Source organism: Corynebacterium sp. NML180780 (assembly GCF_007786415.1).
Classification (GTDB): Bacteria; Actinomycetota; Actinomycetes; order Mycobacteriales; family Mycobacteriaceae; genus Corynebacterium; species Corynebacterium gottingense.
Map to the genome: position 1 here is coordinate 23,087 of NZ_VNKN01000009.1, position 21,510 is coordinate 44,596.

The window sequence follows — 21,510 nt, forward strand, 5'->3', positions numbered from 1 at the left end:
GGACAAGCACAGCGGCAAAGAGGTTATCCACATTCGTTTCCCCGCCTCGAGCCCAGTCTCTGAGATGGTGCATCTGCAGAAAACGTGAATGGGTACAGCCGGGCATAGCGGAGGAGAAAGCGAACCGTCGTATAACTCACCGCCCCGCACTCGAATGCACCGTAGAGGGACCGATACTTACGAATTACCTTGGAAACAAATACATACTCGAATGCGGTCGCCTCGCTCACCCGCAACTCCCCGCGCCAACCAGCTCGCCGTGCGCTTCGCGCCAAGCCGCTCGGCGCAGCCCTCCTCGTCAAACTCGCCGACCCCGTCGAGCATGCGCACCCGAATCCTCGTGGACTGTCTATGGTGGTCGCGGATATTTCCGGCGAGGTCCGTCGCGCGCTTGCCCTGGCTCAAGTTCGGGTTCATCCCTCCCCAGACAAAGCCGGGGCGGAGCTAGTGAATAGTGAAGTAGTTCATTTCCATCAGTTATACCCATACTATTGTTCGACTCCAAGAGATATGACTATTTTTGTTTGCAATGGGGTAAAACCGCACTCCTGTGACAGCGAGCGAAGCGATTTCTACTCTGCGGCCGCAGAGTAGACGGCAGCTACTCCCCGCACGCAGCGTCGAAATCCGCGGGGCTCCACATGTCTGTCGAGCCGTCGTAGGGGTTCACGGACACAATCGTGCCGGCGGGCTGTTCCAGGATCTGCTGCTTGGCAGCGCTGGCGGGAGTGAAGGATGTCTCCTTGCTGAAGGGCCCCTGCCCGCCCCTGTCGTCCGGCGCCGGGTTAAGCAAGAGGGTGCGATCCTCGGGGTAGGAGGCGTCGAGCGGTGCTTCCGCGGTCCACGTGCCAAAGCTCGGTCCATCAAGCGGCACCTGCACGTGGCCGGTCTGCGGCTCGGCGGCGGTGAACTTGGCCAGCACCCGGTTCTCCTCATCCTCGGCGAGACCGATGCGGTCGGCGGCGACCTCGAGCTCGCTCATCTCCTCGCCGCAGGTGTTCACGTGCGCGATGATGTGGCCCTCCTCGTCGTGGGAAAACCCGGCGGCGCCGATGACGTCCACGTTGACGTAGTTGCCGCAGGCAGTCAGCGCCGCTGCGGAAGCGCACACCACTGCGGTGACGGATGCGGTCCTGCTCACGTTGGGCCTTTCGTCGATAGGCTGCAATTGCCTGAACCAACGTAGGCGGCAACTATTACGTAGCGCTGGCCGCACGCCTGGGAAAGTCCGTCAATTCCGCGCGCGGCCACCCAAGGTGCCGATGCCCGCGCCGACCAGCAGGAGCGCGACGAACGGGAGCGCGGATGCGTTCATGAGGACGAGCGCCTGCAGGGCTCCCGCCAGAGCGGGGACGGCGAACCACCACCAGGTCACGCCACGGCGGGCGGTGTCGCGCCACGCCAGCACCGCGACGAGCAGCGGGTTGAGCACCACGAGCGGAACGGCCCAGCCCATCGGCCCGAAGATCGACGAGACGAGGAGCAAGCCTGTCGACGCCACCACGTAGCCAACCAACATCCGCCACCGCAGTCCCATCACGATTCCTCCCAGGTGTCATACTTGGTGCCACTACCTGGATCAAGATTACAGAAGGAGAGAACCGCTGATGCTCGACGTCCTGACTGGTTTCGCCATCATCTTCACCGTCATCGCGGTGGGGTTCCTGCTGGCGCACAGAGGCGTGATCGGGCAGGGCGAGGCGCGCCTGCAACTCAACCGCATCGCGTTCTGGGCGTGCACCCCGGCGCTCATCTTCTCCAGCGTGTCCACCTCGGACACGTCCGCGTTTCTGTCGCCGGTCGTGGGGGTGATCGCGGTGGCGTCGGTAGCCACCATGCTCCTGTACTGGCTGCTCAGCGCCCTGCTGTTCCGCCGCAGCTTCGCCGAGACGATGGCGGGCGCGGCCGCGTCGAGCTACTACAACTCGGTCAATATCGGGCTGCCCATCGCCACCTACGTCATCGGCGACGCCACGTACGTCGTCCCCGCGCTCGTGCTGCAAATGGCGGTGCTCTCCCCCGTCATCATCGCCGGCCTCAACGCTGGCGGGGCGAACCTGCGCTCGATCGGCGGCTCCATCGTCGCGGGCATAACGGCGCCGGTCGTGCTCGCCGCCTTCGCGGGTTTCGCCGTCTCCGCCTCCGGCTGGGAGGTCCCCGAGCCCGTGCTCGCGCCGCTGGAGATCCTCGGCGGCGCGTCCATCCCGCTCATCCTTATGAGCTTCGGCGCCTCGTTGAAGGGGGATTCCGTGCTCACGCATGATCGCTTACCGACGCTCACCGCCACCCTCCTCAAGCTCGTCGGCATGCCCGCCATCGCCCTCGGCGTCGGGTACGCCCTGGGCCTCGACGGCACCGAGCTCTACGCGGCGCTCATCCTCGCGGCGCTGCCCACCGCGCAAAACGTGTACAACTACGCCGCCACCTACCAGGTCGGCCAGACGGTCTCGCGCGACACCGTCTTCCTCACCACGTTCCTCTCGCTGCCCGCTATGCTCGCCATCGCCGCCCTGTTCGGGTAGGCGCTAGCGCTCGCTCAGCTCGCTGGAGATCCACTCCTTGCGCAGCTTGCGCTGCTCGCGCCAGTGCGCAACGGCCTCGGTGGCCTCAATCCGCTGGCGCTTGAACACCAGCATGGACAGCGGGAACGCCACGATCAGGGCGAGGAGCGCGGAGATGATCAGCGGCACTGGGGCGCCGATGAGCATGGCCGCGCCCTGGATCACCACGGTGAGTGCGATGAACAGCACGAGCCTGCACAGCCCGTAGATCGCGGCGGCCTTATTTGCGCGCGAGCGGGCGGCGGGATCAACTTCCGGCGGTTGTTGTTGCATATGCCTAACCCTAGACGGCCACCAAGTATGTTGGAAGTCATGGGAAGGCTACTACTCCTCGTACTCATCGTCCTCGCCGTGTACCTGATGTGGCGCGCCTTCGGGCCCGGCTCGAACAAGCAGGTCGAGCAGGCGCCGGAGCGGCCGCAGATCAAGGGGCCAGACGATGATGAGGAGTTCCTCTGGAACATTGAGAAGAACCGCTTCAAGGAGCGGCGCGCCCGCGAGGAGGCGGAGCGAAAGCGGCGCGAAGAGGAGGAGCGCCGCAAGCGCCGCGACGGGGAGGGCAGCTAGCCGGAACTAGCGCTGTTCCAGCACCTCGGGCAGCTTCTCCGCCCAGGCGAGCGAGTGGCGCACGCCGTCCGCCACGGTGTACTCCGCGCGCCAGCCGAGCAACTGCTCGGCCTTCTCGGTGCGGGTGGCGCAGCCGACCACATCGCCGTCGCGCGGCGGGGCGGTGCGCACCTCGAGCGGCTTGCCGGTGGCCTCGCCGACCGCGTCGGCCAGCTCGAAGACGGTGGTGCCCTGGCCGGTGCCCAGGTTGATCACCTCGTAGTCCGCCAGCGCAGACGCTTCTGCCTTGAGCGCGGCGACGTGCGCACGGGCCAGGTCCCACACGTGGACGTAGTCGCGCAGACCAGAGCCGTCGCGGGTGGGCCAGTCCACGCCGGTGACGGTGAACGGCTCGCCGGCCTGGTAGGCGGAGATCATCTTGCCCAGCGCGTGGGACGGGGCCGGGTTCTGCAGGCCGGTGCGCAGCTGCGGGTCCGCCCCGATGGGGTTGAAGTAGCGCAGTGAGATGGCGCGGATGAGGCCGGCCGAGGCGGCGTCGGCAAGCACTCGCTCCAGCATCCACTTCGAGGCGGCGTAGGGGCTCGACGGGTCTGCCGTGCTCTGCTCGGTGACCATCAGGTCCTCGCCGGGGACGTACATGGCGGCGGTGGAGCTGAGCAGGACGCGCTTCACACCACGCTCGGACAGGGTGCGCACGCAGGTTGTGGCCTTGCCCACGTTGTTCTCGTAGTAGTACAGCGGGCGCGAGACGGACTCCGGCACGACGATCTTCGCGGCGCAGTGGACGACCGCCTCGATGTCCGGGTGCTCGTCCAGGATGCGGTGCAGCAGCGCCACGTCGGCGATGTCGCCCTCGTAGTGGTCGAAGCGCTCGGCGAAGGCGCGCAGGCCGGTGGAGTAATCGTCCAGAATCACCGGGGCAATTCCGTTGTCGGCGCAGCAGGAAGCGATCGTGGAGCCGATAAAGCCGGCCCCGCCAGTGATAAGAACCTTCATAACCTGTGAGTCTAACGCAGCTAGTTCAGGCCCGCGTACGAGTGCAGACCCGCAATCACCGTGTTCACGTACGTCATGTTGAAGATCGTCATCGCCAGGGCAAACACGTTAATCCAGGCCGCCTTGGAGTTCTTCCAGCCGGCGGTGGCGCGGGCGTGCAGGTAGGCGGCGTACAGGATCCAGGTGATCATGGACACGGTTTCCTTCGCGTCCCAGTTCCACGGGCGGCCCCACGCAACCTCGGCCCAGATCGCGCCGAACACGATGCCGATACCAAACAGCGGCAGCGTAATGATCGCCGTCTTGTAGGTGATCTGGTCCAGCGTCTTTGCCGACGGCAACGGGTGCACAATCTTGCCAATGAAGCCGTGCTCCTCACCCTTCGGCTGCCACATGCGCAGTAGGTACAGCATCGCGAACACACCGGAGACGATACCGACCGAGGCACCGATCGACACCGTGGAAACGTGCACCGGCATCCAGTAGGACTGCAGCGCCGGCACCACCGGGGCGGCTTGCATGTGGAACACCGTGGAGTTGAGGAACATCGCGATGACCATGGGGAACAGCAGCCACGGCCACACCGTGTGCCAGCCCTTCCGCCCGATCACGATCGCGGCGGCCACCATGATCACCGCGGTCATGAACAGGATGTACTCGTACAGGTTGCCCAGCGGGAAGCGCCGCGCCGCGATGCCGCGCGTGACAAACGCGACGATGTGCAGCGCCACGCCGACCCACACCAGGGCCTGCGTCATGCCCGCCCACTTGCGGGCGGCGGCCACCCGCTTCTCGTAGACGCCGTCAAGCTCGGGTTCCGGGGGCAGTTGCTTTTCGACGACCACCGGCCCCCCAGCCCCAACCGCTACCTTCTCCGCGGCGCGCTCCTGCTGCGCCGCGCGGCGCTCGCGCCGCACGTCCACGACCGCAAGAACGCGGCCGTAGTACACGCACGCCATGAGCAGCGCCACGATGTAGATGATGAACGCGGTGCGGAAGGTCAGATCGGACAGCTCCGCCATGGTGGTGTTGACAAGCATGGTGCTCAATCTACTCCATCAGCGGGCCATTATCCAAGGTCATCCAGCTCGTCATCGTCCCCGTCATCATCCGGGTGCTCCCCCAGGATCTCCTCGACGAGCTCGGAAAACTCCGGGCCCCACCCGGCGCGGTCGGTGCGCGCCAGGCCCGCGATCTCCACCGCGGTCCCGCCGCCGGCGACCGGGGCGAGGCGGACCCAGACGCGGCGGCGCTTGATGGTCAGCGAGCCGGCGAGCGCGGCGAGCATGATCACTGTGGTGACCAGTGCCCACACCTGCGTCGGGTCGCGCGAGATCTGGTAGTTGGCGTACTCGGCCGCGCCGTCGAAGCGCACCTTGATCCCGCCGTCCACGGTGATCTCCTCGCCCGGGGTGAGGTTGACGCGCTCCAGCTTCTGCAGCTGGCCTTCCGCGATGAGCATCTGGTCGAGCACGAAGATGTTCTGCGGGCGGCCCGAGTCCAAGCCAGCGTCGCCGCGGTAGATGTCCATGGACAGCGCCGGGTCATCCATCGACGGGAACGACGACTGCAGCGTCTCCCCGTCCTGGCCGCCCCACTGGGCCGTCGGCGCGAAGTTGCCCTCCAACGCGATCTGGTTCTGGCGGCGGTCCGCCAGGTCCGGGAACATGCCGGCGGGCGGGTCAAAGCGCATCACGCCCGAGGACAGGAACGTCTGCGTGTCCGTGGGGCGGAACTGCATCATCTGGGTGCGGGTCTCGCCGTTGGGCCACGTCACCGTGACCTGCGGGGCGAACCCGTGGCCCTGCAGGTAGACGCGGTCGCCGTGGATGCGCAGCGGGTGGTTGACCGCCAGGGTGGTCTCCTGCCAGCTATCCTTCGGCGCGGTCAGGTCGTCGGTGTAGGACACGTCGGACCAGAAGCCGTTCGCCTGGCCGCTGTTTAAGTATTCAGCGCGGAAGTTGTGTGCATCGATGCAGAAGGGGGTGAGCCCGGTGCCGTCGAAAAGCGGCCCCGCGCGGAACACGTCAAAGTTGGCGGGGGACGTATTGCAGAACTCGGTGGACTGCTCCACCGGCACGGCGTACTGGGACTCGGAGTTGGTCACTACGATGACCTGGCCCTCGTAGAAGACCATGCGGCCGGCGGCGAAGGCGACGATCATGCCGACGATGCCCACGTGGAAGAGCAGGTTCATCAGCTCGCGGGTGTAGCCGCGCTCGGCGGCCAGGGAGAACGTCCCGGCGCGGTCCTCCTCCGGCGAGTAGGCGGCCACGTGCCAGCGCTTGAGCAGGCGGCGGACCTTCGCCTCCACCTCGTCCTGGCCGGCGTCCACCGTGGCTTGCGCGTGCATGGGCATGCGCGAGAGGTAGCGCGGCGCGCGCGTCGGGGTGGCGCGGTAGGCGCGCCAGTGGTCGATGGAGCGCGGGATGATGCAGCCGACCAGGGAGATCATCAGCAGGGTGACGATGGCGACGAACCAGGAGGAGCTGAAGACGTCGAAAAGCTGCAACCTGTCATAAATCGGACCCATCGTCGGGTTGGCGTCCAGGTAGTCCTGCACGAGCGACTCGCTCACGTTGCGCTGCGGGAGCAGGGCGCCCGGAATGGAGGCGAGCGAGAGGAGGAAGAGCAGGACGAGCGCGGTGCGCATGCTGGTCAGCCAGTGCCACGTCTTGCGCAGCCAGGTCGTTGCCGCCGATACGAGTTGCATCTCAGATCACCGTCGCTCCATATTGCAAGGTCCACTGTCGGATCCAGCCGACGAACACGTTCCACGCGCCGGTGACAAGGAGCACGCCGACGAGGATCATCAGCACGCCGCCGATCACCTTGATGGTGTGGGAGTGGCGGCGCAGGAACTCGACGCTGCGCACCGCCTGCGCGGACCCCAGCGCCACCACCACAAACGGCAGGCCGAGGCCCAGGCAGTACGCCACTACCAGCAGGACGCCGCGCGCCGCAGTCATCCCCTCGGTGCCGACGGAGACCGACATGATCGCCGCCAGCGTCGGCCCGAGGCAGGGCGTCCACCCCAGCGCGAACACGCCGCCGAGCAGCGGGGCGCCGAGCACGTTGGCCCAGCGCCGCGGCTGCAAGCGCCGGTCCTGCTGCAGCGCCGGCACCGCGCCCAGGAACACCACGCCCATCGCGATGGTGATCACGCCGCCGACGCGCATGAGCACCTCGGCGTTGAGGGTGATCAGGCTGATCGCGCCGAACACGGAGACGGTGGCCAGCAGGAACACCACGGTGAAGCCGGCCACGAACAGACCGGCGGCACCGGCGACGGCCCAGCGGCGCGACTTCACGCGCACGCCGTCCTGGTCCACGGTCATCTCACCGCCGACCACGCTGGTCAGGTACGACATGTAGCCGGGCACGAGCGGGACCACGCAGGGGGAGGCGAAGGACACCAGGCCGGCCAGCGCGGCGGCCAACATGCCGAGCAGGAGCGGCCCGGTGGCCACGACCTCTGAGAACGCTTCGCCCACGCTAGCTCTGCCCCTCCTGCGCCAGCTTGTCGGTCACCTCGAGCACGTCCTGGGCGGTCACCTCGCGCAGGAACACCGCGGCCGGGCGGTGCTGCTTATCCAGCACGATCGTCGTGGGGATCACGGAGCTGGGCACGCCGCCGAGGAAGGAAGCGGTCTTGAACGGCGGGTCGTATATCGACGGGTAGGTCACGCCGTTGTCGGCGACGAAGTCGCGGGCGATTTCCGGCTGCGGGTCGCGCACGTTGATGCCCAGGACGGTGCCGGTGCCGTCCGCGTTCAGGTGCTCCTGCACCTCCTGCAAGTCATCCACCTCCGCACGGCAGGGCGCGCACCACTGGCCCCAGGCGTTGAGGACGACGATCTTGCCGTCAAAGTCGTGCAGGTCCACCGTAGTGCCCGGCTCGGTGAGCGATTCGCCGCTGAAGTGCTCCACCGGCTTGCGCTCGGATTCCTCGTAGAAGATCTCGGTCTGCCCGCCCGGGGAATGGAACGCAAAGTTGTCTCCCTCACCAGAGCTGGCGCAGCCGGTAAGCAGGAGTAACGCGGCCATCGGCGCTGCGATCGCGCTCAGCGCGGTCCGTCGGGACATTGGCACCTCTCAATTCATCTGTTCAAAAACTCCGGCACGCTGGCCCAGCAGAGCGGGCTAGATGCGTTCGGCCGGAGTGTCGTAGGACCAGTCAACAACAACGTCGCCGTCAAACACAAGTGACGTCACGCTGGCCAGGTCGCACTCGCGGCTCGCGTGCGCGAGGCGTTTGCCCTGCACGTAGCGCTGCACCATGACGATGGGCAGCTGGTGGCTCACCAGCACCGCCTCGTGGCCCTCCGCCTCGGCGCGGGCGCTGTCCACGGCGTCGCACATCCGCGCGCGGATCGCCTCGTAAGACTCGCCCCAGCTCGGCTCCAACGGGTTCGTCATGTGCCGCCACCGGATCGGGTTGAGCAGCTGGCTGCGCCAGCCCTTGGTGCGCAGCCCCTCAAAGGTGTTGCCGGCCTCGATGATGTCGGTACGGGTGTGCACCTCGCAGCCGGTCACCTCCGCGATCGGCTCCGCCGTTTCCTGCGCGCGCTCGAGCGGGCTCGCCGCCAGGTACGTCACGTCGCGCACCTCGAAGAACTGCGAGGTCACCGCCGCCATCGACCGGCCGCGGGAGCTCAGGTGGTAGCCGGGCATGCGCCCGTAGAGCACCTTCTTCGGGTTGTAGACCTCGCCGTGCCGCACGAGGTGCACAGTCGTGCGCGTCACTCGGGCGCCACCGCCTGCGCCGCAGCCTTCGCCGCGGGCACCAGGGCCTCCTCGATCCGGCCGAAGTCCTCGTCGGTGAGTGCGGTGGAGACGAACCAGGTCTCGAACGGGCTCGGCGGGGCGAACACGCCATTGTCCAGCAGCGCGTGGAAGAACGGCGCGTAGCGGAAGGTGTCCGCCGCCTTCATGTCAGCAAAGTTGTGTCCCTCGCCCTCGGCGAAGCGGAACGACAGCATCGTCGAGGCGCGCTGCACGTTGTGCGCCACGCCCTCGCGCTTCAGCGCGTCGGACACCAGCTTGGCCAGGGTGCTGGCGTTGCGCTCCAGCACCGGGTAGATGTCCTCCGAGGCCAAGCTTAACGACGCCATACCCGCCGCCATCGCGACCGGATTGCCCGAAAGGGTACCCGCCTGGTACACCGGCCCAGTCGGCGCGAGACGCTCCATAATCTCCTTGCGTCCGCCGAAGGCCGCGGCCGGGAGGCCGCCGGAGATGACCTTGCCAAAAGTGGTCAGGTCTCCCGCCACGTGGTCCACGCCGTACCAGCCCGCATACGAGGTGCGGAAGCCCGTCATCACCTCGTCCAGGATCAGCAGCGCGCCGTTGGCGTGCGCGACCTCCTTGAGCTTGGCGTTGAAGTTGTCCTGCGGCGCGACCGTGCCCATGTTGCCGGAGGCTGCCTCGGCGATCACGGCGGCGATCTCGCCCTCGTTTTCCGCGAACGCGGCCTTCACGGCCTCGATGTCGTTGTAGGGCACCACGATGGTGTCCGCCGCCTGCGCGCCCGTCACACCCGGCGAGTCCGGCAGGGAGAACGTGGCCAGCCCTGAGCCTGCTGCGGCGAGGAGCGCGTCGACGTGGCCGTGGTAGCAGCCGTCAAACTTGATGATCTTGGGGCGGCCGGTGTAGCCGCGCGCCAAGCGGACCGCGGACATCGTCGCCTCGGTGCCGGAGTTGACCATGCGCACCTCCTCCACCGAGGTACGGCCCACGATCATCTCCGCGATCTGCACCTCCGCCTCGGTGGGCGCGCCGAAGCTCAGGCCGTCACGCATCGCCTTCTGCACTGCCTCGAGGATCTCCGGGTGTGCGTTGCCGTGGATCATCGGGCCCCAGGAATTGATGAGGTCGACGTAGGCGTTCCCGTCGACGTCGATAAGCGTGCTCCCGTGCGCGCTCTCGATGAAGCGCGTCTGGCCGCCGACCGAGCCGAAGGCGCGCACCGGCGAGTTCACGCCGCCGGGCGTGGCCTGCTGCGCGCGCTGCCACAGCTCGGCGGAGCGGGACGTGTGTGCGGACGTTGGGTACTTGGCCGAAGTTGTCATAGTTGCCCATCCTAGGCGATGGGGGCGAACGCCTACTTACCCTTCCGGCGCATCGCCCCGACGAAGATGACCACGAGCAGGCCAATCGCGATCCAATTGGCCACGCGCGCGTACTGCTCCAGCACGTACACCACGGGCTCGCCGATCCACCAGCCGAGCGCGACGTAGCCCAGCGACCAGAGCGTCTTGGACACGAAGTCCAGGAGCATGAACTTCCACAGCGGCATCTCAGTCATGCCCATAAGCACGAAAACCACGAACGCGATCGGCAGCGGGATGGGCACGTACGCCAGGAAAATGCCCAGCCAGCCCAGCTTCATCCCCCACCGCTCCACGCGCGCGATGTTCTTCGCCGCGCGCTTGGAATTCTGCGCCTGCACGTCCAGGATGCCGCGCCCCCACAGCTTGCCGGCCCACCAGTACACCCAGTCGAACTTGATCGCCACGATCGAGCCGATGAGCAGGTACAGCAGCCAGTGCTGCGCCTCGCCCACCGAGGCCAGGGCGCCTGTCGACGCCGCGCCAATCCTCGAGCCCGTCAACGCCAGCATGATCGGCGGGTCCAGGCCCAGCAGCCAGGCGCGGAACGGAATGAGCGCGAGGCCGAAAATACCGATGAAGCCGAACCAACCCAGGCACCAGTAGTCCGCCTTGGTGGGCTTTTCGTTCCAGGGCATGCCTGGCTGATCCCACCACTCCGGTTCCGATTCCGGGGTGTGCTGTTGGACTTTGCCCTCGCCGTCCGCGTCCTCACTCGACATAGACGTGAAGTCTACCGAGTTACAACATATTCAGCAGCGCAGGGTTCGACGCCACCGCAATTCCCACGACTGCCAGCAGGCCGAGCACCACGGCGGCGATGATGCCGCCCGTCGACGAGCCATCCTTCTGCTCACCGGCCGCCGGCGCGCACTCCCCCTTCACGGGCTCGTACTCGGCCGTGGCCTCCGCGGCGTTCGCGCGGGCCTCCTTGACGGCCACCTGTGCGGCCTCGGCGGCCTGCGTCGCCTCGCCCAGCGAGCGCTTCGCAGCCGCCAGGGCCTCGTCGGCCGCGGCCTGGCGCGCCGACTGCTCCTGCTTCGCTGCCTCGAGTTCCTGCGCGCGCTTCGCCACGGCCTGTTCGGCGGCACGCAGCGCCCGCGCCGCCGCAAGCGTGTCCTCCGCTTGGGCCACGGCAGCCTCGCGCTGCTCGAGTGCCTCCTGCTTCTGCGCATCGCCCTCGTTCACGGCGCGGACGAGCTCGTCGTAGTAGGTGTTGAAGCGCTCGGTGTACTCCTCTACCGAATACGTCGGCTCCTCCACTGTGAGGTGAGCGAACGTCTGCGCGTGCGCGACGCGCCACGTAAAGCCGTGGTAGAGGAACTCCTCCGTGTTCACCGCGAAGCCGGTCGCGCGCATCTGCGGGTTCACCAAGGCCATGTAGTGGCCGGCGCCCGCGGCGAAGGGGTCGCGCCCCTGCTCCTTCGCCTCGAAGTACTTAGGGCGCTCCTCGCGGAACCACCCGTCGAACGGGTTCTCCGCGTTCCACGACAAGTTATCCCACCCGTTGCCGGAGTGCCCGCGCGGCAGCTGCTGCGACCAGTTGATGTTCACCTGCGCCTGCGCCATCAAGAAATCCGACACGGGCAAGGCATCCCGGCCCTCGCGTTGGCGCAGCTCGTTCGCCTCCGGCAACCATTCGATCGCCGCCTTCATGTTGTCCAGGTGCGTCGCGTCACCTTTGGCGCCGATGTTCGTATCGTCCGCGATCCGGTACCCGGTCTGCCCGGTGACCTCATCTTCTTCGTCGTAGCGGTAGTCCGTGTGCAGCTCCGCGACGGCGTCGTTGGCCCCCATCGCTTCGAAGAATCCGAGCGAGCCCCGGTCGAACTGTGCCCGCGCCTCGGCCTTGCTCGCCTCCAGCGCAGCGCGGGCCTCCTCGGCGCGCGCCTTTGCCTGCGTGAGTGCCGCCTCGGCGGAGTCGACCGTCACGCCTTCCGGCACCGCGGTCTGCGCGGCGTCGCGGTCCTGGGTCGCGCTGTCGAGCGCACGCTGCGCATCCTCGACCAGGTTCGCGCTCGCCGTGCGCTCCTGCTCCGCAGCGTCGACATAGCGCTGCGCCGCGTCCAGCGCCTGCTGCGCCTCGCGGTCGCGCGCCTCGGCGGAGCGCAGCGCGTCGGTCGCGTCGTGTACAGCGGTGCGCAGCGCGACACAGCGCTCCTGCGACACCGACGCCGCGTCCTCAGCCACCGCCGGAGGCGCAACAACCAACGCCGCCGAACAGCTCGCGGCCAGCACAAGTCCAAGAGTTTTCTGCATACCCAGCAGGTTAGCAGTCTTTCCCCAGACCCCGCGCAGTTTCGCGCGCGTTCGCGATCACGGCGGGCACGCCCACGCCGCCGACCCACGCGCCGGTGACGGCAATGCCGGAGCCGGACTCGCGCAGCTGCGCCAGCGCCTTGTCCACGGTGGCGAGGTGGTGCTCATCAAAGCGCGGCAGCCCGCCGAACCAGCGCTGGACAAAGATCTCCTCCAGGCCGGCCTCGCGGCCGTCGAAGCCGGTGACAGTCTGCAGGTCATCGAGCGCCCAGTCCACCAGGTCGTCCTCGGAGGCGCGGATCGCCACGTCGTCGCCGAAGCGACCAAAGCTGGCACGCACGAGCGCCCCGCCGCGCTCGGCCAGGTGCGGCCATTTGCGCGAGGAGAGCGTGAACGCCTTCGCGTGCACATCCTCCGCGCCCGCGGCAACCAGGACGCCCGAATTTTGGGGCAGGCCGTCGTCGGTAGCAAAGCGCATGCCCACCACCGCCGAGTTGGCCAGCTTGATCGGCGCGAGCGTGGCCGCCACCTCCGGCTCCACCTGCTTCAGCAGCATCGCGGCCGTCGGCGCGGGCACGGCGAGCACCACGCGGTCGTACACCGCGTCCTCCCCGCCCTTGAGGCGGTAGCCCTCGCCCTCGCGCGTGATCGCGGAGATGAACGCGTCGATGTAGATCTTCGCGCCGGACTGCTCCGCCAGCGCCTCGTACGCCTCCTGGTAGCCCTCGCGGAACGCGCTGAAGACGGGGCCCTGGCCGGTCGGCAGCTCCTTGCGCGCCTGCTCCAGGTTGCGCACGGCCTCCGACAGGTGCACCGGGCCCGCCTCGGCCAGGCGGTCCAGCTCCTCGGCCAGCTGCGGGATGGTCGCGCGCACGCCCAGGTCGTCGGCGCTGCACGAGTACACCCCGCCGAGCAGCGACGTCACGATGTGGTCCACCACCTCGTCGCCGTAGCGCTCGCGCACCAGCGCGCCCACGCTCACGTCGCCGCCGATCTCCCAGTCGAAGCCGGGGGCGTCGCCTTCGGCGTCGATACGCGCGGCGGTCTCCTCGCTCACAAGATGAGCAACGCTTGCCGACGCCGCCGGGATCCCCATCACACCGCCCCGCGGCAGCGGGCGCGCCTCGCCGTCCACGTACACCAGCGAACCGAGGCCGGACGGCGCGACGAGCGAGTCCCCCACCCCCAGCTCGGTGAAGAACTCGACCGCGTCGACCCGGCGCGACAGGAACGCCTCAGCGCCCATGTCGGTGGGGCCGCCCTCAAACGCGACGGTGTAGAGCTTGCCGCCGATGCGGTCGGTGGCCTCGTAGACGTCCACCTCGTGCCCGCTGCCGCGCAGTTCGTAGGCGCAGGTCAGGCCGGCGAGTCCGGCGCCGATGATGGCGATGTGCATTTAAGCCTCCGTGCTGTGAGTGTCGTGAATAAGCCGTACGGCGTTGGTGATGGCGTCCGGGTCCGTGGTGGGCAGGACGCCGTGGCCGAGGTTGAAGATGTGGCCGGTGGCGTGGCCGTCGATAAGCGCCTGCTCCGCCTCGCCCTTAATGCGGGCGACCTCGCGGGCGACGACCTCCTCGCCGGCGAAGAGCATCGCCGGGTCCAAATTGCCCTGCAGGACGCGGGGGGAGGCGAAGCGCGTGGCGGCGCGGTCGAGGGGGACGCGCCAATCCACGCCCATGACCTCGCTGCCGGCCTCGCTCATCGCGCCGAGGAGCTCGCCGGTGGACACGCCGAAGTGGATGCGCGGGATCTCCCCCGCGACTGATTCCAGGATCTCCGTGGAGTACGGCAGGACGAACTCGCGGTAGTCGCGCTCCGTGAGGAAGCCGGCCCACGAGTCGAACAGCTGCATGGCGTCGATCCCCGCCTCGACCTGGGTGCGCAGGAACGTGATGATGGTGGGCACCAGGCGGCGCATGAGCGCGTGCCACGTCTCCGGCTCGGCGTGCATCATCGCCTTCGTGGTCTCGTGGTTCTTGCTCGGTCCGCCCTCGATGAGGTAGCTGGCCAGGGTGAACGGTGCGCCGACGAAGCCGATGAGCGCCTGGGTATCGGTAAGCTCGTCCAGGATGATGCGGATGCCCTCGGCGACCTCGTCCACCGTGTGGTCCAGGATCGGCAGGTGCTGCACGTCCGCCAGCGAGCGCACCGGCGCGTCCATCACCGGGCCGCGGCCCGGGACGATCTCCACGCCCACGCCCGCCGCCTTGAGCGGGACGACAATGTCGGAAAAGAGGATCGCTGCGTCCACGTCGTGGCGGCGCACCGGCTGCAGCGTGATCTCCGCGAGCAGCTCCGGCATGAAGCAGGAGTCCAGCATCGGGATACCCTCGCGCACCTTCCGGTACTCGGGCAGTGAACGGCCCGCCTGGCGCATGAACCACACCGGGGTGCGCGACGGGGTGCGGCCATTGGCGGCCTCGATGAGCGGGGCGGAGGAAAGGTCGCGTCTGGTCATGGTTTCCCAGCCTACGCGGTAGAAATCAGGCCGGGAAATGGCGCACGCGCACCGAGCGCAACTCGATGACCAGGGAGCTGCCCAGCATGAGCAGTGTGGCCCCGACCGGGGGCAGCACACCGGCGATGGCCAGCAGGATCGCGGCCGCGTTATAGGTCCAGGCGATCACCATGTTCGAGTCGATGGTGCGGCACACCCGGCGCGCGAGCTCCACCAGCTGTGGCACCGCCGTGACGTCCCGGCGCAGGAGGAGCACGTTGCACTTCTCCTCCACCTTGCCCGTGTTCGCGCCCAGCAGGGCGTCGTCGGCGTACAGGATGCTCACGTCCGCGACGCGCAGGGTGCGCACCGCGCTGTGGTCGCCCACCATGGCGACGGTCGCGCCCTTGGTGTGCAGCGCGCGCACCGCGTGCGGCTTGTCTGGGGCGGTGATGCCCGCGAGCACGCGGGACATGCCGAGGAAGTCGGCGAAGCGGCGCGCTACCGGGTACGTATCGCGCGTGAGCATGATGGTCTCCACGCCGATGGATTCCAGCCGGTCAATCGCGCTGGTGGCGTCCGCCTTCGGTGGGTCGTACAGGGTGATGACGCCGCGGTCGCGGCCCTTCCAGCGCACGACGACGGGGGTGCCGCCGGCCGTGGCGGCCAGGGAGAGTCGGCCTTGCAGCTGCGACAGGTTCGTGGGCCGCCACAAGATGGCGTCCAGGTTTTCTGTCCGCTGGTCCTCGTAGGTCAGCGTGACGCGGCCGCGCACCGAGCCGTCCGGGGTCGTGTCCTCGTTGGCCAGCTCGAACCAGGTCGGCCCGCCCGCGTCCTTGTCGCGCTTGTCGCGGGCCTCGCGCGCCGCCTTCACAATCGCACGCGACGCCGGGTGATCCGACTCCACCGACAGCGCGCCCGCGATCCCCAGCACCAAAGCCGGGTCCTCGCCGATCTCCGCGGTGACCGTCTCCACCTTCATCTTCGGCTCCACCAGGGTGCCCACCCGGTTGAACACGGCCACGTCGGTGGCCTCCAGGGTGCGGAAGGTGGAGCCGTCGCGGACCAGGATGCCGTTGCGCGCCGCCGACTCGATGCCCAGGCGGATGGCCAGCGCGGTCGAGATCGCCAGCGCCACCGGCGCGACCACCGCCAAGATCGCCAGCGCCGTGGAAAACGCCGCGTTGAGGTTCCCCGTGAACAGCAGCCACAGGCCGAAGTCCAGCACCGCCAGCACGTACGCCACCGGGATGAGCATGCCCGCGGCGCGGGTGGACACCATCGTCGTCGCGTTCTGGTGCTCCGAGGCGCGCTCCAGCCAGCGGTTGACCGAGGCCAGCCGGGTCGCGTGGCCGACCCGGGAGACGCGGATCTTCACCTTCCCCTTGCGCAGCACCGACCCCGCGTAGACGTGGCTGCCCACTTTGAGGGTGGGGGACTCGTGGGCGTCGATAAGCTCCTGCTCGAGCGTGCCGCAACCGCCGACCACCTCGCCGTCGGCGGGGATGATCGCGCCCGGGAGGATGACAATGTCGTCGCCCCGGTTGATCTCGGCGGCGGGCAGCGGTTCCTCGATGACCTTGCCCGTGCGCGAGCGGCGGCGGACCATGTAGGTCGACTCCGCGTCGGGGACGCGGCCGGAGAGGTCCTCCTGCAGGTGCGGGCGCACGCGCATGCTGAAGAAGCGGCCGACGAGGAGGAGCGAGGTGATGGTGCAGGCGACCTCGAAAAACAGGCCGGGCTCCTCCACCATGGTGAGCGGGACCCAGCTGCCGTAGTTGCGCCAGTTGAGCTCCCCTGCCGGCGTGAACAGCAGCACGGCGGCGGACCAGAAGTAGGCGGCGAGGATGGCGATGGAACTTGCGCCGTCCAGCGCCGAGATGCCGCGGCGCACGCCGCCCGCCATCGCGCGGTGGAAGGGGAACGCGCACCACAGTGCGACCGGGGTGGTCAGCGCGAAGCACGCCCACTGCCAGCCGTCAAACTGCAGGTCGGAGACGTACGTGAGGAGCAGCACCGGGAGCGTCAGCACGATTGCTAACCACATCCGCACCGGCGTGACCAGGTCGCGGGCGGTGAACAGGACGTCCTCGTTTTCCCGGGCGCGCGCGGCGCGCGACGCCGAGTCCACGAACCCCTGCGCGCGGGCGCGGCGCAGGCTGACCAGCTCGTCGTGGCGCAACTTTCGACGCCTCCCGCTCAGCCCCCGCACACCCCGCCGCGGCACCGGACGCGCGGCCGCCGCCCGGCCGAGCACCCTGCGGCGCAGCGTGGAATCCGTAAGCCGGGCGCTCACACCGAAGCGCGCGAACACGGCCTCGAGGTCCGCGATCGGCGTGGTGCTCGGCGCGGTGATCCACGCCGTCTTGGAGGAGTACACCAGGCGCGCGGCGACGCCGTCCAGCTCCTCCAGCGCCGCCTCGATGTCTTTGAGCTGTGGTCCGTCCTCGAGCCCGTCGAGCTCGAAGGCGAAAGAGGTGTTCGGGTACTGCGGGTTGCCATCCGCCCCGATCCGGGGCGAGTCCAGGTCCACGCCGCATTCCTTCGCCGCCTCGCGGGCGGCCACAATGGTCTGCTCGAGCGCAGCCGTCTGCTGCTGAGTCTGCTCTGACATGCTGAATCCCTCGCGCTAGTCCACGCCCCGCCAGGGGGAGCCGCTGCGCTCGTCCACAAACGCGTTCGCGGCGGGGCGGAACGCGAAGAACAGCGCCGCAACCAGCACGATCACTACCGCGAACACGCCCAGCCCGCCACGTTGAGGAAGAACCCGGCCAGGTTGAGGAAGATCGCCACGGCGGCGGCGATGGCAAACACGCGCCGCGCTGTCTTGGAGCCGCGCGCAAAGTAGGAGGCGCACCCCGCGATCACCAGGGCGAGGACGATGTTGCACCAGGCGACGATGCGCATGTTGCGCGCAAACGCGTCCGCGAACTCGGCGTCCGCGTCCTTCGGCGCGCCGCTGGCCAGCATGAGCATGCCGAACAACAGCAGCAGCACGGCGCCGGCCAGCGCTGCGTAGTACCCGGCGCGCAACTGGCCGGGCCAGGCCTCGCCGACCTTGCCGGTGTAGCGGCGGTTGGGGTCGTTCGGGTCTGCAACGAAGGTGGGAAACATTCCGGCCATCGGTTGCTCCTTTACTGTTTACCCGCGGGATCGTCGTGCTGTGGCTGTTGCGGAGATTGGTGCGCCGGCGGCTCTACCCAGTCCCCCGAGTCCTTCTGCGAAGCGTAGAACAGTCCCATCGCGCCCGCCACGCCGAGGATGATTTGCACGACGCCGTCCGCCCCGTACAGCGCGATCGGCACCGCCGTGGACCCCGGCGACATCATGTACAGCGTGACCATGCGCAGCGCGAAGAAGGTGGCAAAGATCTGCAGGAGGCGTCGCGCCGCCGCCGCGCGCTTCCCCCGGTTGGCCACCATGCGCAGCGCGACGGCAAACCCGGCCAGGATGAGCAGCTGGATCAGCGCCATGAGCACAACCGAGCCGTAGATGCCGAGGTTGAGCATGGCGTCGCTGAGCTCCTGGCCCTTCGCCGCCTCCTTGGCGCTCTCGCGCAGCGGGGCGGGGTCCAGCACGGTCATGACGACGGTGAGGATCTGGTGGATCAGCTCGCCGCCGATCATCACCGCCCAGCACGCGAGCATGAGGCGCACGGCCTCGGGCATCGAAGTGCTTGACGACGCTCCTCCGCCCGGCATCGGGCGTCGCTCCGGTGCCCGCTGGGGCGTCGGGGGAAGGCTAACCATAAACGCTACTTCAGTTCCTTTGCTGCCTCGATGGCGTAGTAGGTCAGAATCTGGTCCGCGCCGGCGCGCTTGATGGACATCAGCGACTCCATCATCGTTTCCTCGAAGTCGATCCAGCCGTTGCGGCCGGCGGCGACCATCATCGCGTACTCGCCGGAGACCTGGTAGGCGGCCACCGGCACCGGGGAAATCTCGGCGACCTGGCTCAGTACGTCCAGGTACGGCAGGGCCGGCTTCACCATGACAAAGTCCGCGCCCTCGTCGAGGTCCAGCTCCGTCTCCAGCAGCGACTCGCGGATGTTGGCCGGGTCCTGCTGGTAGGTGCGGCGGTCGCCCTGGAGGGAGGAGCCGACGGCGTCGCGGAACGGGCCGAAGAACTTCGACGCGTACTTGGCGGAGTACGCCATGATGGCCACGTCCTGGTGGCCGGCCTGGTCGAGGGCCTCGCGGATGACGGCGATCTGGCCGTCCATCATCCCGGACGGGCTCACGATGTGCGCGCCCGCCTCCGCCTGGGAGACAGCCATCTGGGCGTAGAGCGGCAGCGTGGCGTCATTGTCCACGAACTGGTTGCCGTAGCGGTCGGTGCTCAGGGCGCCGCAGTGGCCGTGGTCGGTGAACTCGTCCAGGCAGGTATCCGCCATGATGAGCAGGTCGTTGCCAAACTCCTCGCGCAGCGCGCGCAGGTTGCGGTTGAGCACGCCCTCCGGGTCCCAGGCGACGGAGCCGGTGGCGTCTTTGTCCTCGTCCAGGGGAACGCCGAACAGGTCGATGCACTTCACGCCGGCCTCGAGCGCCTCGTGGCACAGTGCCATGAGGGAGTCCGTGGTGTGCTGGTACACGCCCGGCATGGACGTGATCTCGCGCTTTTCCTCGATGCCGTCGGCCACAAACATCGGGAGAATGAAGTCCGCTGGGTGCAAGCGCGTCTCCGCAGTCAACGCGCGCATCGCGGCGTTTTGGCGGAGGCGGCGGGGACGGCGGGGCAAATCGTAGGTAGACATGGCCACCATCATAGGCCCCGTGGCCGTGCGTACCTACTCGCCGGACGCTTTGGCCACGGGCTTGCGGCGGGTGCGGCGCTTCTTCCGCGGGGGTGGGAGCTGGCCGGCGGCACGCAGGTTGGCAACGTGGTTCGCGAGGGCGTCGATAAGCGAAGGCACGTCCGCCACCTCGGGCACTACGTCCACGCGCAGCCCCTGCTCTTTCGCCTCGGCCGCGGTGCTCGGGCCGATGCAGGCGATGATGGTGCGCTGGTGCGGCTTGCCCGCAATGCCCACGAGGTTCTTCACCGTGGACGCGGAGGTGAAGCAGACGGCGTCGAAGCCGCCCGTCTTAATCATGTCGCGGGTCTCGGGCGCCGGCGGGGCGGCGCGCACCGTGCGGTACGCCACCACGTCGTCGACCTCCCAGCCCTTCTCCTTCAGGCCGTCGACGAGCAGATCGGAGCCGAGGTCGGCGCGCGGCAGCAGCACGCGGCTGACGGGGTCGATGTCCTCGACGTACTCTGGGAAAATCTCCACCATCCCGGCCGCGTTCTGCTTCGTGCGGTGCGGCACCAGCTCGGGGAACATGCCGCGGGCGCGCAGCGCGTCCGCCGTCTTCTGCCCCACCGCGCCCAGGTGGACGCCGGCGAAGGAGCGGGCGTCCAGGCCCAGCTGCGCAAACTTCTTCCACACCGCGTTCACGGCGTTGACGGAGGTAAACAGGACCCACTGGTAGCGGCCCTCCACGATGCCCTTGATCGCGCGGTCCATCTGCGCCGGGTTGCGCGGCGGCTCCATAGAAATGGTGGGGACGGACTGCGGGATCGCACCGTAGGAGCTCAGGCGGGCGTTCATCGGCCCGGCCTGCTCCTTCGCGCGCGGCACGAGGACGCGCCAGCCGTAGAGGGGACGGTTCTCCCACCACGAGTACTTCGAGCGGTCATCCGCCACCGCGCCGAGCGTGACCACGAGGGATCCGGGCAGGTCGGCGTCCAGCTTGCCCAGGGTTTCCAGGGTGGCGTCGACGGTGCGCTGCAGGCGCGTCGTACCGTGGGTCGTCACCGCGACCGGCGTGGACGGGCCGAAGCCGCGCTCCATGAGCGCGTCGGCAATCTCGCCCAGCTGCTCCTGCTCCGCCTGCAGCACCAGCGGCTGCGGCGCGGACGCCAGCTGGTCAAAATCGATGCCTTCGATACCGGAGGTCAGGTCCGCCTCGGTGTAGGTGGAGCCGAGCGCGATGCCCGCAAACGACGGCACCGTGGACGGCAGGCTCATGCCCGGCACGACCTGGAACTCGATGCCCGCGGCGGCGACGGCGGAGATCTCCTCCATCACCGCGTCGCGGGTCAGCGGGTTGCCGCGGACCAGGCGGACCACGTCGCCGTCGCCGGCCTCGCCGCGCTCGATGGACGCTGTGGCCTCGCCCAGGGCGCGCTGCACGGCCTCCACGATGGTGTCGGCGGACAGCGCGAGCTCCTCTACCTCGGCCGCGGTCGGGTCGTCCGGGCGCGGCGGCTTTCGGCGCGCACCCGCTTCCTTCGCTTCCGCGACCATGCGCGCGTACGCCTCGTCGGCGGCCTGCATTTTAGCCTTGGGAACAGGCAGTTTAGCGGCGACGACGTCTCGGGCACCCTGAGCGACGTCCGGATCAACGAGGGCGATAGAATTAGTTTCCATCACCTCGCGTGCGCGGACGGTAAGCAGATCAGGGTTGCCCGGGCCTGCACCGACGAAGATGACCTTCCCCGGTGGGGGCGTAAGCGAGGGCAATGTCATAGAACGATCTTTTCTAAGGCGCAAAACAGTAGCCTCGGCGCAACAGGACGCTCAGTGCGGGCTGCGCGC

General features: G+C 68.3%; 22 protein-coding genes. 2 read left to right on the top strand and 20 right to left on the bottom strand.

Features of this window, described 5'->3' with window-relative positions; genetic code table 11:
- Positions 1 to 177: 177 nt before the first annotated feature.
- The 3 genes from FPP74_RS07440 to FPP74_RS07450 form a co-directional block, all read right to left on the bottom strand.
- Positions 178 to 417: a hypothetical protein gene (locus FPP74_RS07440; RefSeq protein ID WP_133065183.1), complete on the bottom strand. Its 240-nt coding sequence runs from the start codon at positions 415 to 417 to the stop codon at positions 178 to 180.
- Between the two features lie 184 nt (positions 418 to 601).
- Positions 602 to 1,141 carry a hypothetical protein gene (locus FPP74_RS07445; protein ID WP_095275115.1) on the bottom strand — a complete coding sequence of 180 codons (540 nt, stop codon included), beginning with the start codon at positions 1,139 to 1,141 and terminating at the stop codon, positions 602 to 604.
- 90 nt (positions 1,142 to 1,231) lie between these two features.
- Positions 1,232 to 1,540: a hypothetical protein gene (locus tag FPP74_RS07450; RefSeq protein ID WP_133064041.1), complete on the bottom strand. Its 309-nt coding sequence runs from the start codon at positions 1,538 to 1,540 to the stop codon at positions 1,232 to 1,234.
- A 67-nt stretch (positions 1,541 to 1,607) separates the two neighbouring features.
- On the opposite strand from FPP74_RS07450, the gene FPP74_RS07455 reads away from it, so the two are divergent.
- Positions 1,608 to 2,522: an AEC family transporter gene (locus tag FPP74_RS07455; protein ID WP_144717774.1), complete on the top strand. Its 915-nt coding sequence runs from the start codon at positions 1,608 to 1,610 to the stop codon at positions 2,520 to 2,522.
- A gap of 3 nt (positions 2,523 to 2,525) precedes the next feature.
- On the opposite strand, the gene FPP74_RS07460 is transcribed toward FPP74_RS07455, so the two are convergent.
- Positions 2,526 to 2,834, bottom strand: a complete 309-nt coding sequence (locus FPP74_RS07460; protein WP_095535242.1) for a DUF4229 domain-containing protein — start codon at positions 2,832 to 2,834, stop codon at positions 2,526 to 2,528.
- A gap of 39 nt (positions 2,835 to 2,873) precedes the next feature.
- Between FPP74_RS07460 and FPP74_RS07465 the strand changes: the two genes are divergently transcribed.
- Entirely contained in the window at positions 2,874 to 3,128 is a 255-nt protein-coding gene (locus FPP74_RS07465) for a hypothetical protein (protein ID WP_095535241.1), read from the top strand.
- Positions 3,129 to 3,134: 6 nt separating this feature from the next.
- On the opposite strand, the gene galE is transcribed toward FPP74_RS07465, so the two are convergent.
- The 16 genes from galE to FPP74_RS07545 form a co-directional block, all read right to left on the bottom strand.
- Positions 3,135 to 4,124 carry a UDP-glucose 4-epimerase GalE gene (galE, locus tag FPP74_RS07470; RefSeq protein ID WP_144717776.1) on the bottom strand — a complete coding sequence of 330 codons (990 nt, stop codon included), beginning with the start codon at positions 4,122 to 4,124 and terminating at the stop codon, positions 3,135 to 3,137.
- Between the two features lie 20 nt (positions 4,125 to 4,144).
- Entirely contained in the window at positions 4,145 to 5,164 is a 1,020-nt protein-coding gene (ccsB, locus tag FPP74_RS07475; RefSeq protein WP_095547684.1) for a c-type cytochrome biogenesis protein CcsB, read from the bottom strand.
- Positions 5,165 to 5,193: 29 nt separating this feature from the next.
- On the bottom strand, positions 5,194 to 6,837 hold the full coding sequence (locus FPP74_RS07480) for a cytochrome c biogenesis protein ResB (RefSeq protein WP_095537610.1): 1,644 nt from the start codon (positions 6,835 to 6,837) through the stop codon (positions 5,194 to 5,196).
- A gap of 1 nt (position 6,838) precedes the next feature.
- A complete protein-coding gene (locus FPP74_RS07485) occupies positions 6,839 to 7,567 on the bottom strand; it encodes a cytochrome c biogenesis CcdA family protein (RefSeq protein WP_095275326.1) in 729 nt (242 codons plus the stop codon).
- Between the two features lie 52 nt (positions 7,568 to 7,619).
- On the bottom strand, positions 7,620 to 8,210 hold the full coding sequence (locus tag FPP74_RS07490) for a TlpA disulfide reductase family protein (protein ID WP_095535237.1): 591 nt from the start codon (positions 8,208 to 8,210) through the stop codon (positions 7,620 to 7,622).
- 57 nt (positions 8,211 to 8,267) lie between these two features.
- Positions 8,268 to 8,870 carry a histidine phosphatase family protein gene (locus FPP74_RS07495; protein WP_144717778.1) on the bottom strand — a complete coding sequence of 201 codons (603 nt, stop codon included), beginning with the start codon at positions 8,868 to 8,870 and terminating at the stop codon, positions 8,268 to 8,270.
- Complete coding sequence (gene hemL, locus FPP74_RS07500; RefSeq protein ID WP_144717780.1) at positions 8,867 to 10,195, bottom strand: glutamate-1-semialdehyde 2,1-aminomutase; 1,329 nt, start codon at positions 10,193 to 10,195, stop codon at positions 8,867 to 8,869. The genes FPP74_RS07495 and hemL overlap by 4 nt, the downstream gene beginning before the upstream one ends.
- 32 nt (positions 10,196 to 10,227) lie before the next feature.
- Complete coding sequence (locus FPP74_RS07505; RefSeq protein ID WP_095535235.1) at positions 10,228 to 10,956, bottom strand: DedA family protein; 729 nt, start codon at positions 10,954 to 10,956, stop codon at positions 10,228 to 10,230.
- Positions 10,957 to 10,975: 19 nt separating this feature from the next.
- Positions 10,976 to 12,493: a hypothetical protein gene (locus FPP74_RS12245; protein ID WP_186439409.1), complete on the bottom strand. Its 1,518-nt coding sequence runs from the start codon at positions 12,491 to 12,493 to the stop codon at positions 10,976 to 10,978.
- 10 nt (positions 12,494 to 12,503) lie between these two features.
- A complete protein-coding gene (locus FPP74_RS07515) occupies positions 12,504 to 13,889 on the bottom strand; it encodes a protoporphyrinogen oxidase (protein ID WP_095535233.1) in 1,386 nt (461 codons plus the stop codon).
- The gene (hemE, locus tag FPP74_RS07520; protein WP_095547047.1) at positions 13,890 to 14,951 is read right to left on the bottom strand and encodes a uroporphyrinogen decarboxylase; all 1,062 of its coding nucleotides are present in this window, start codon (positions 14,949 to 14,951) and stop codon (positions 13,890 to 13,892) included.
- A 25-nt stretch (positions 14,952 to 14,976) separates the two neighbouring features.
- Positions 14,977 to 17,544: a cation-translocating P-type ATPase gene (locus FPP74_RS07525; RefSeq protein ID WP_144717782.1), complete on the bottom strand. Its 2,568-nt coding sequence runs from the start codon at positions 17,542 to 17,544 to the stop codon at positions 14,977 to 14,979.
- A 113-nt stretch (positions 17,545 to 17,657) separates the two neighbouring features.
- Complete coding sequence (locus FPP74_RS07530; protein WP_255456097.1) at positions 17,658 to 18,053, bottom strand: hypothetical protein; 396 nt, start codon at positions 18,051 to 18,053, stop codon at positions 17,658 to 17,660.
- A gap of 11 nt (positions 18,054 to 18,064) precedes the next feature.
- Entirely contained in the window at positions 18,065 to 18,679 is a 615-nt protein-coding gene (locus tag FPP74_RS07535; protein WP_144717784.1) for a hypothetical protein, read from the bottom strand.
- A gap of 5 nt (positions 18,680 to 18,684) precedes the next feature.
- Positions 18,685 to 19,683, bottom strand: a complete 999-nt coding sequence (gene hemB / locus FPP74_RS07540) for a porphobilinogen synthase (protein WP_186439410.1) — start codon at positions 19,681 to 19,683, stop codon at positions 18,685 to 18,687.
- A 33-nt stretch (positions 19,684 to 19,716) separates the two neighbouring features.
- Positions 19,717 to 21,441: a bifunctional uroporphyrinogen-III C-methyltransferase/uroporphyrinogen-III synthase gene (locus FPP74_RS07545; RefSeq protein WP_144717788.1), complete on the bottom strand. Its 1,725-nt coding sequence runs from the start codon at positions 21,439 to 21,441 to the stop codon at positions 19,717 to 19,719.
- Positions 21,442 to 21,510 lie beyond the last annotated feature (69 nt).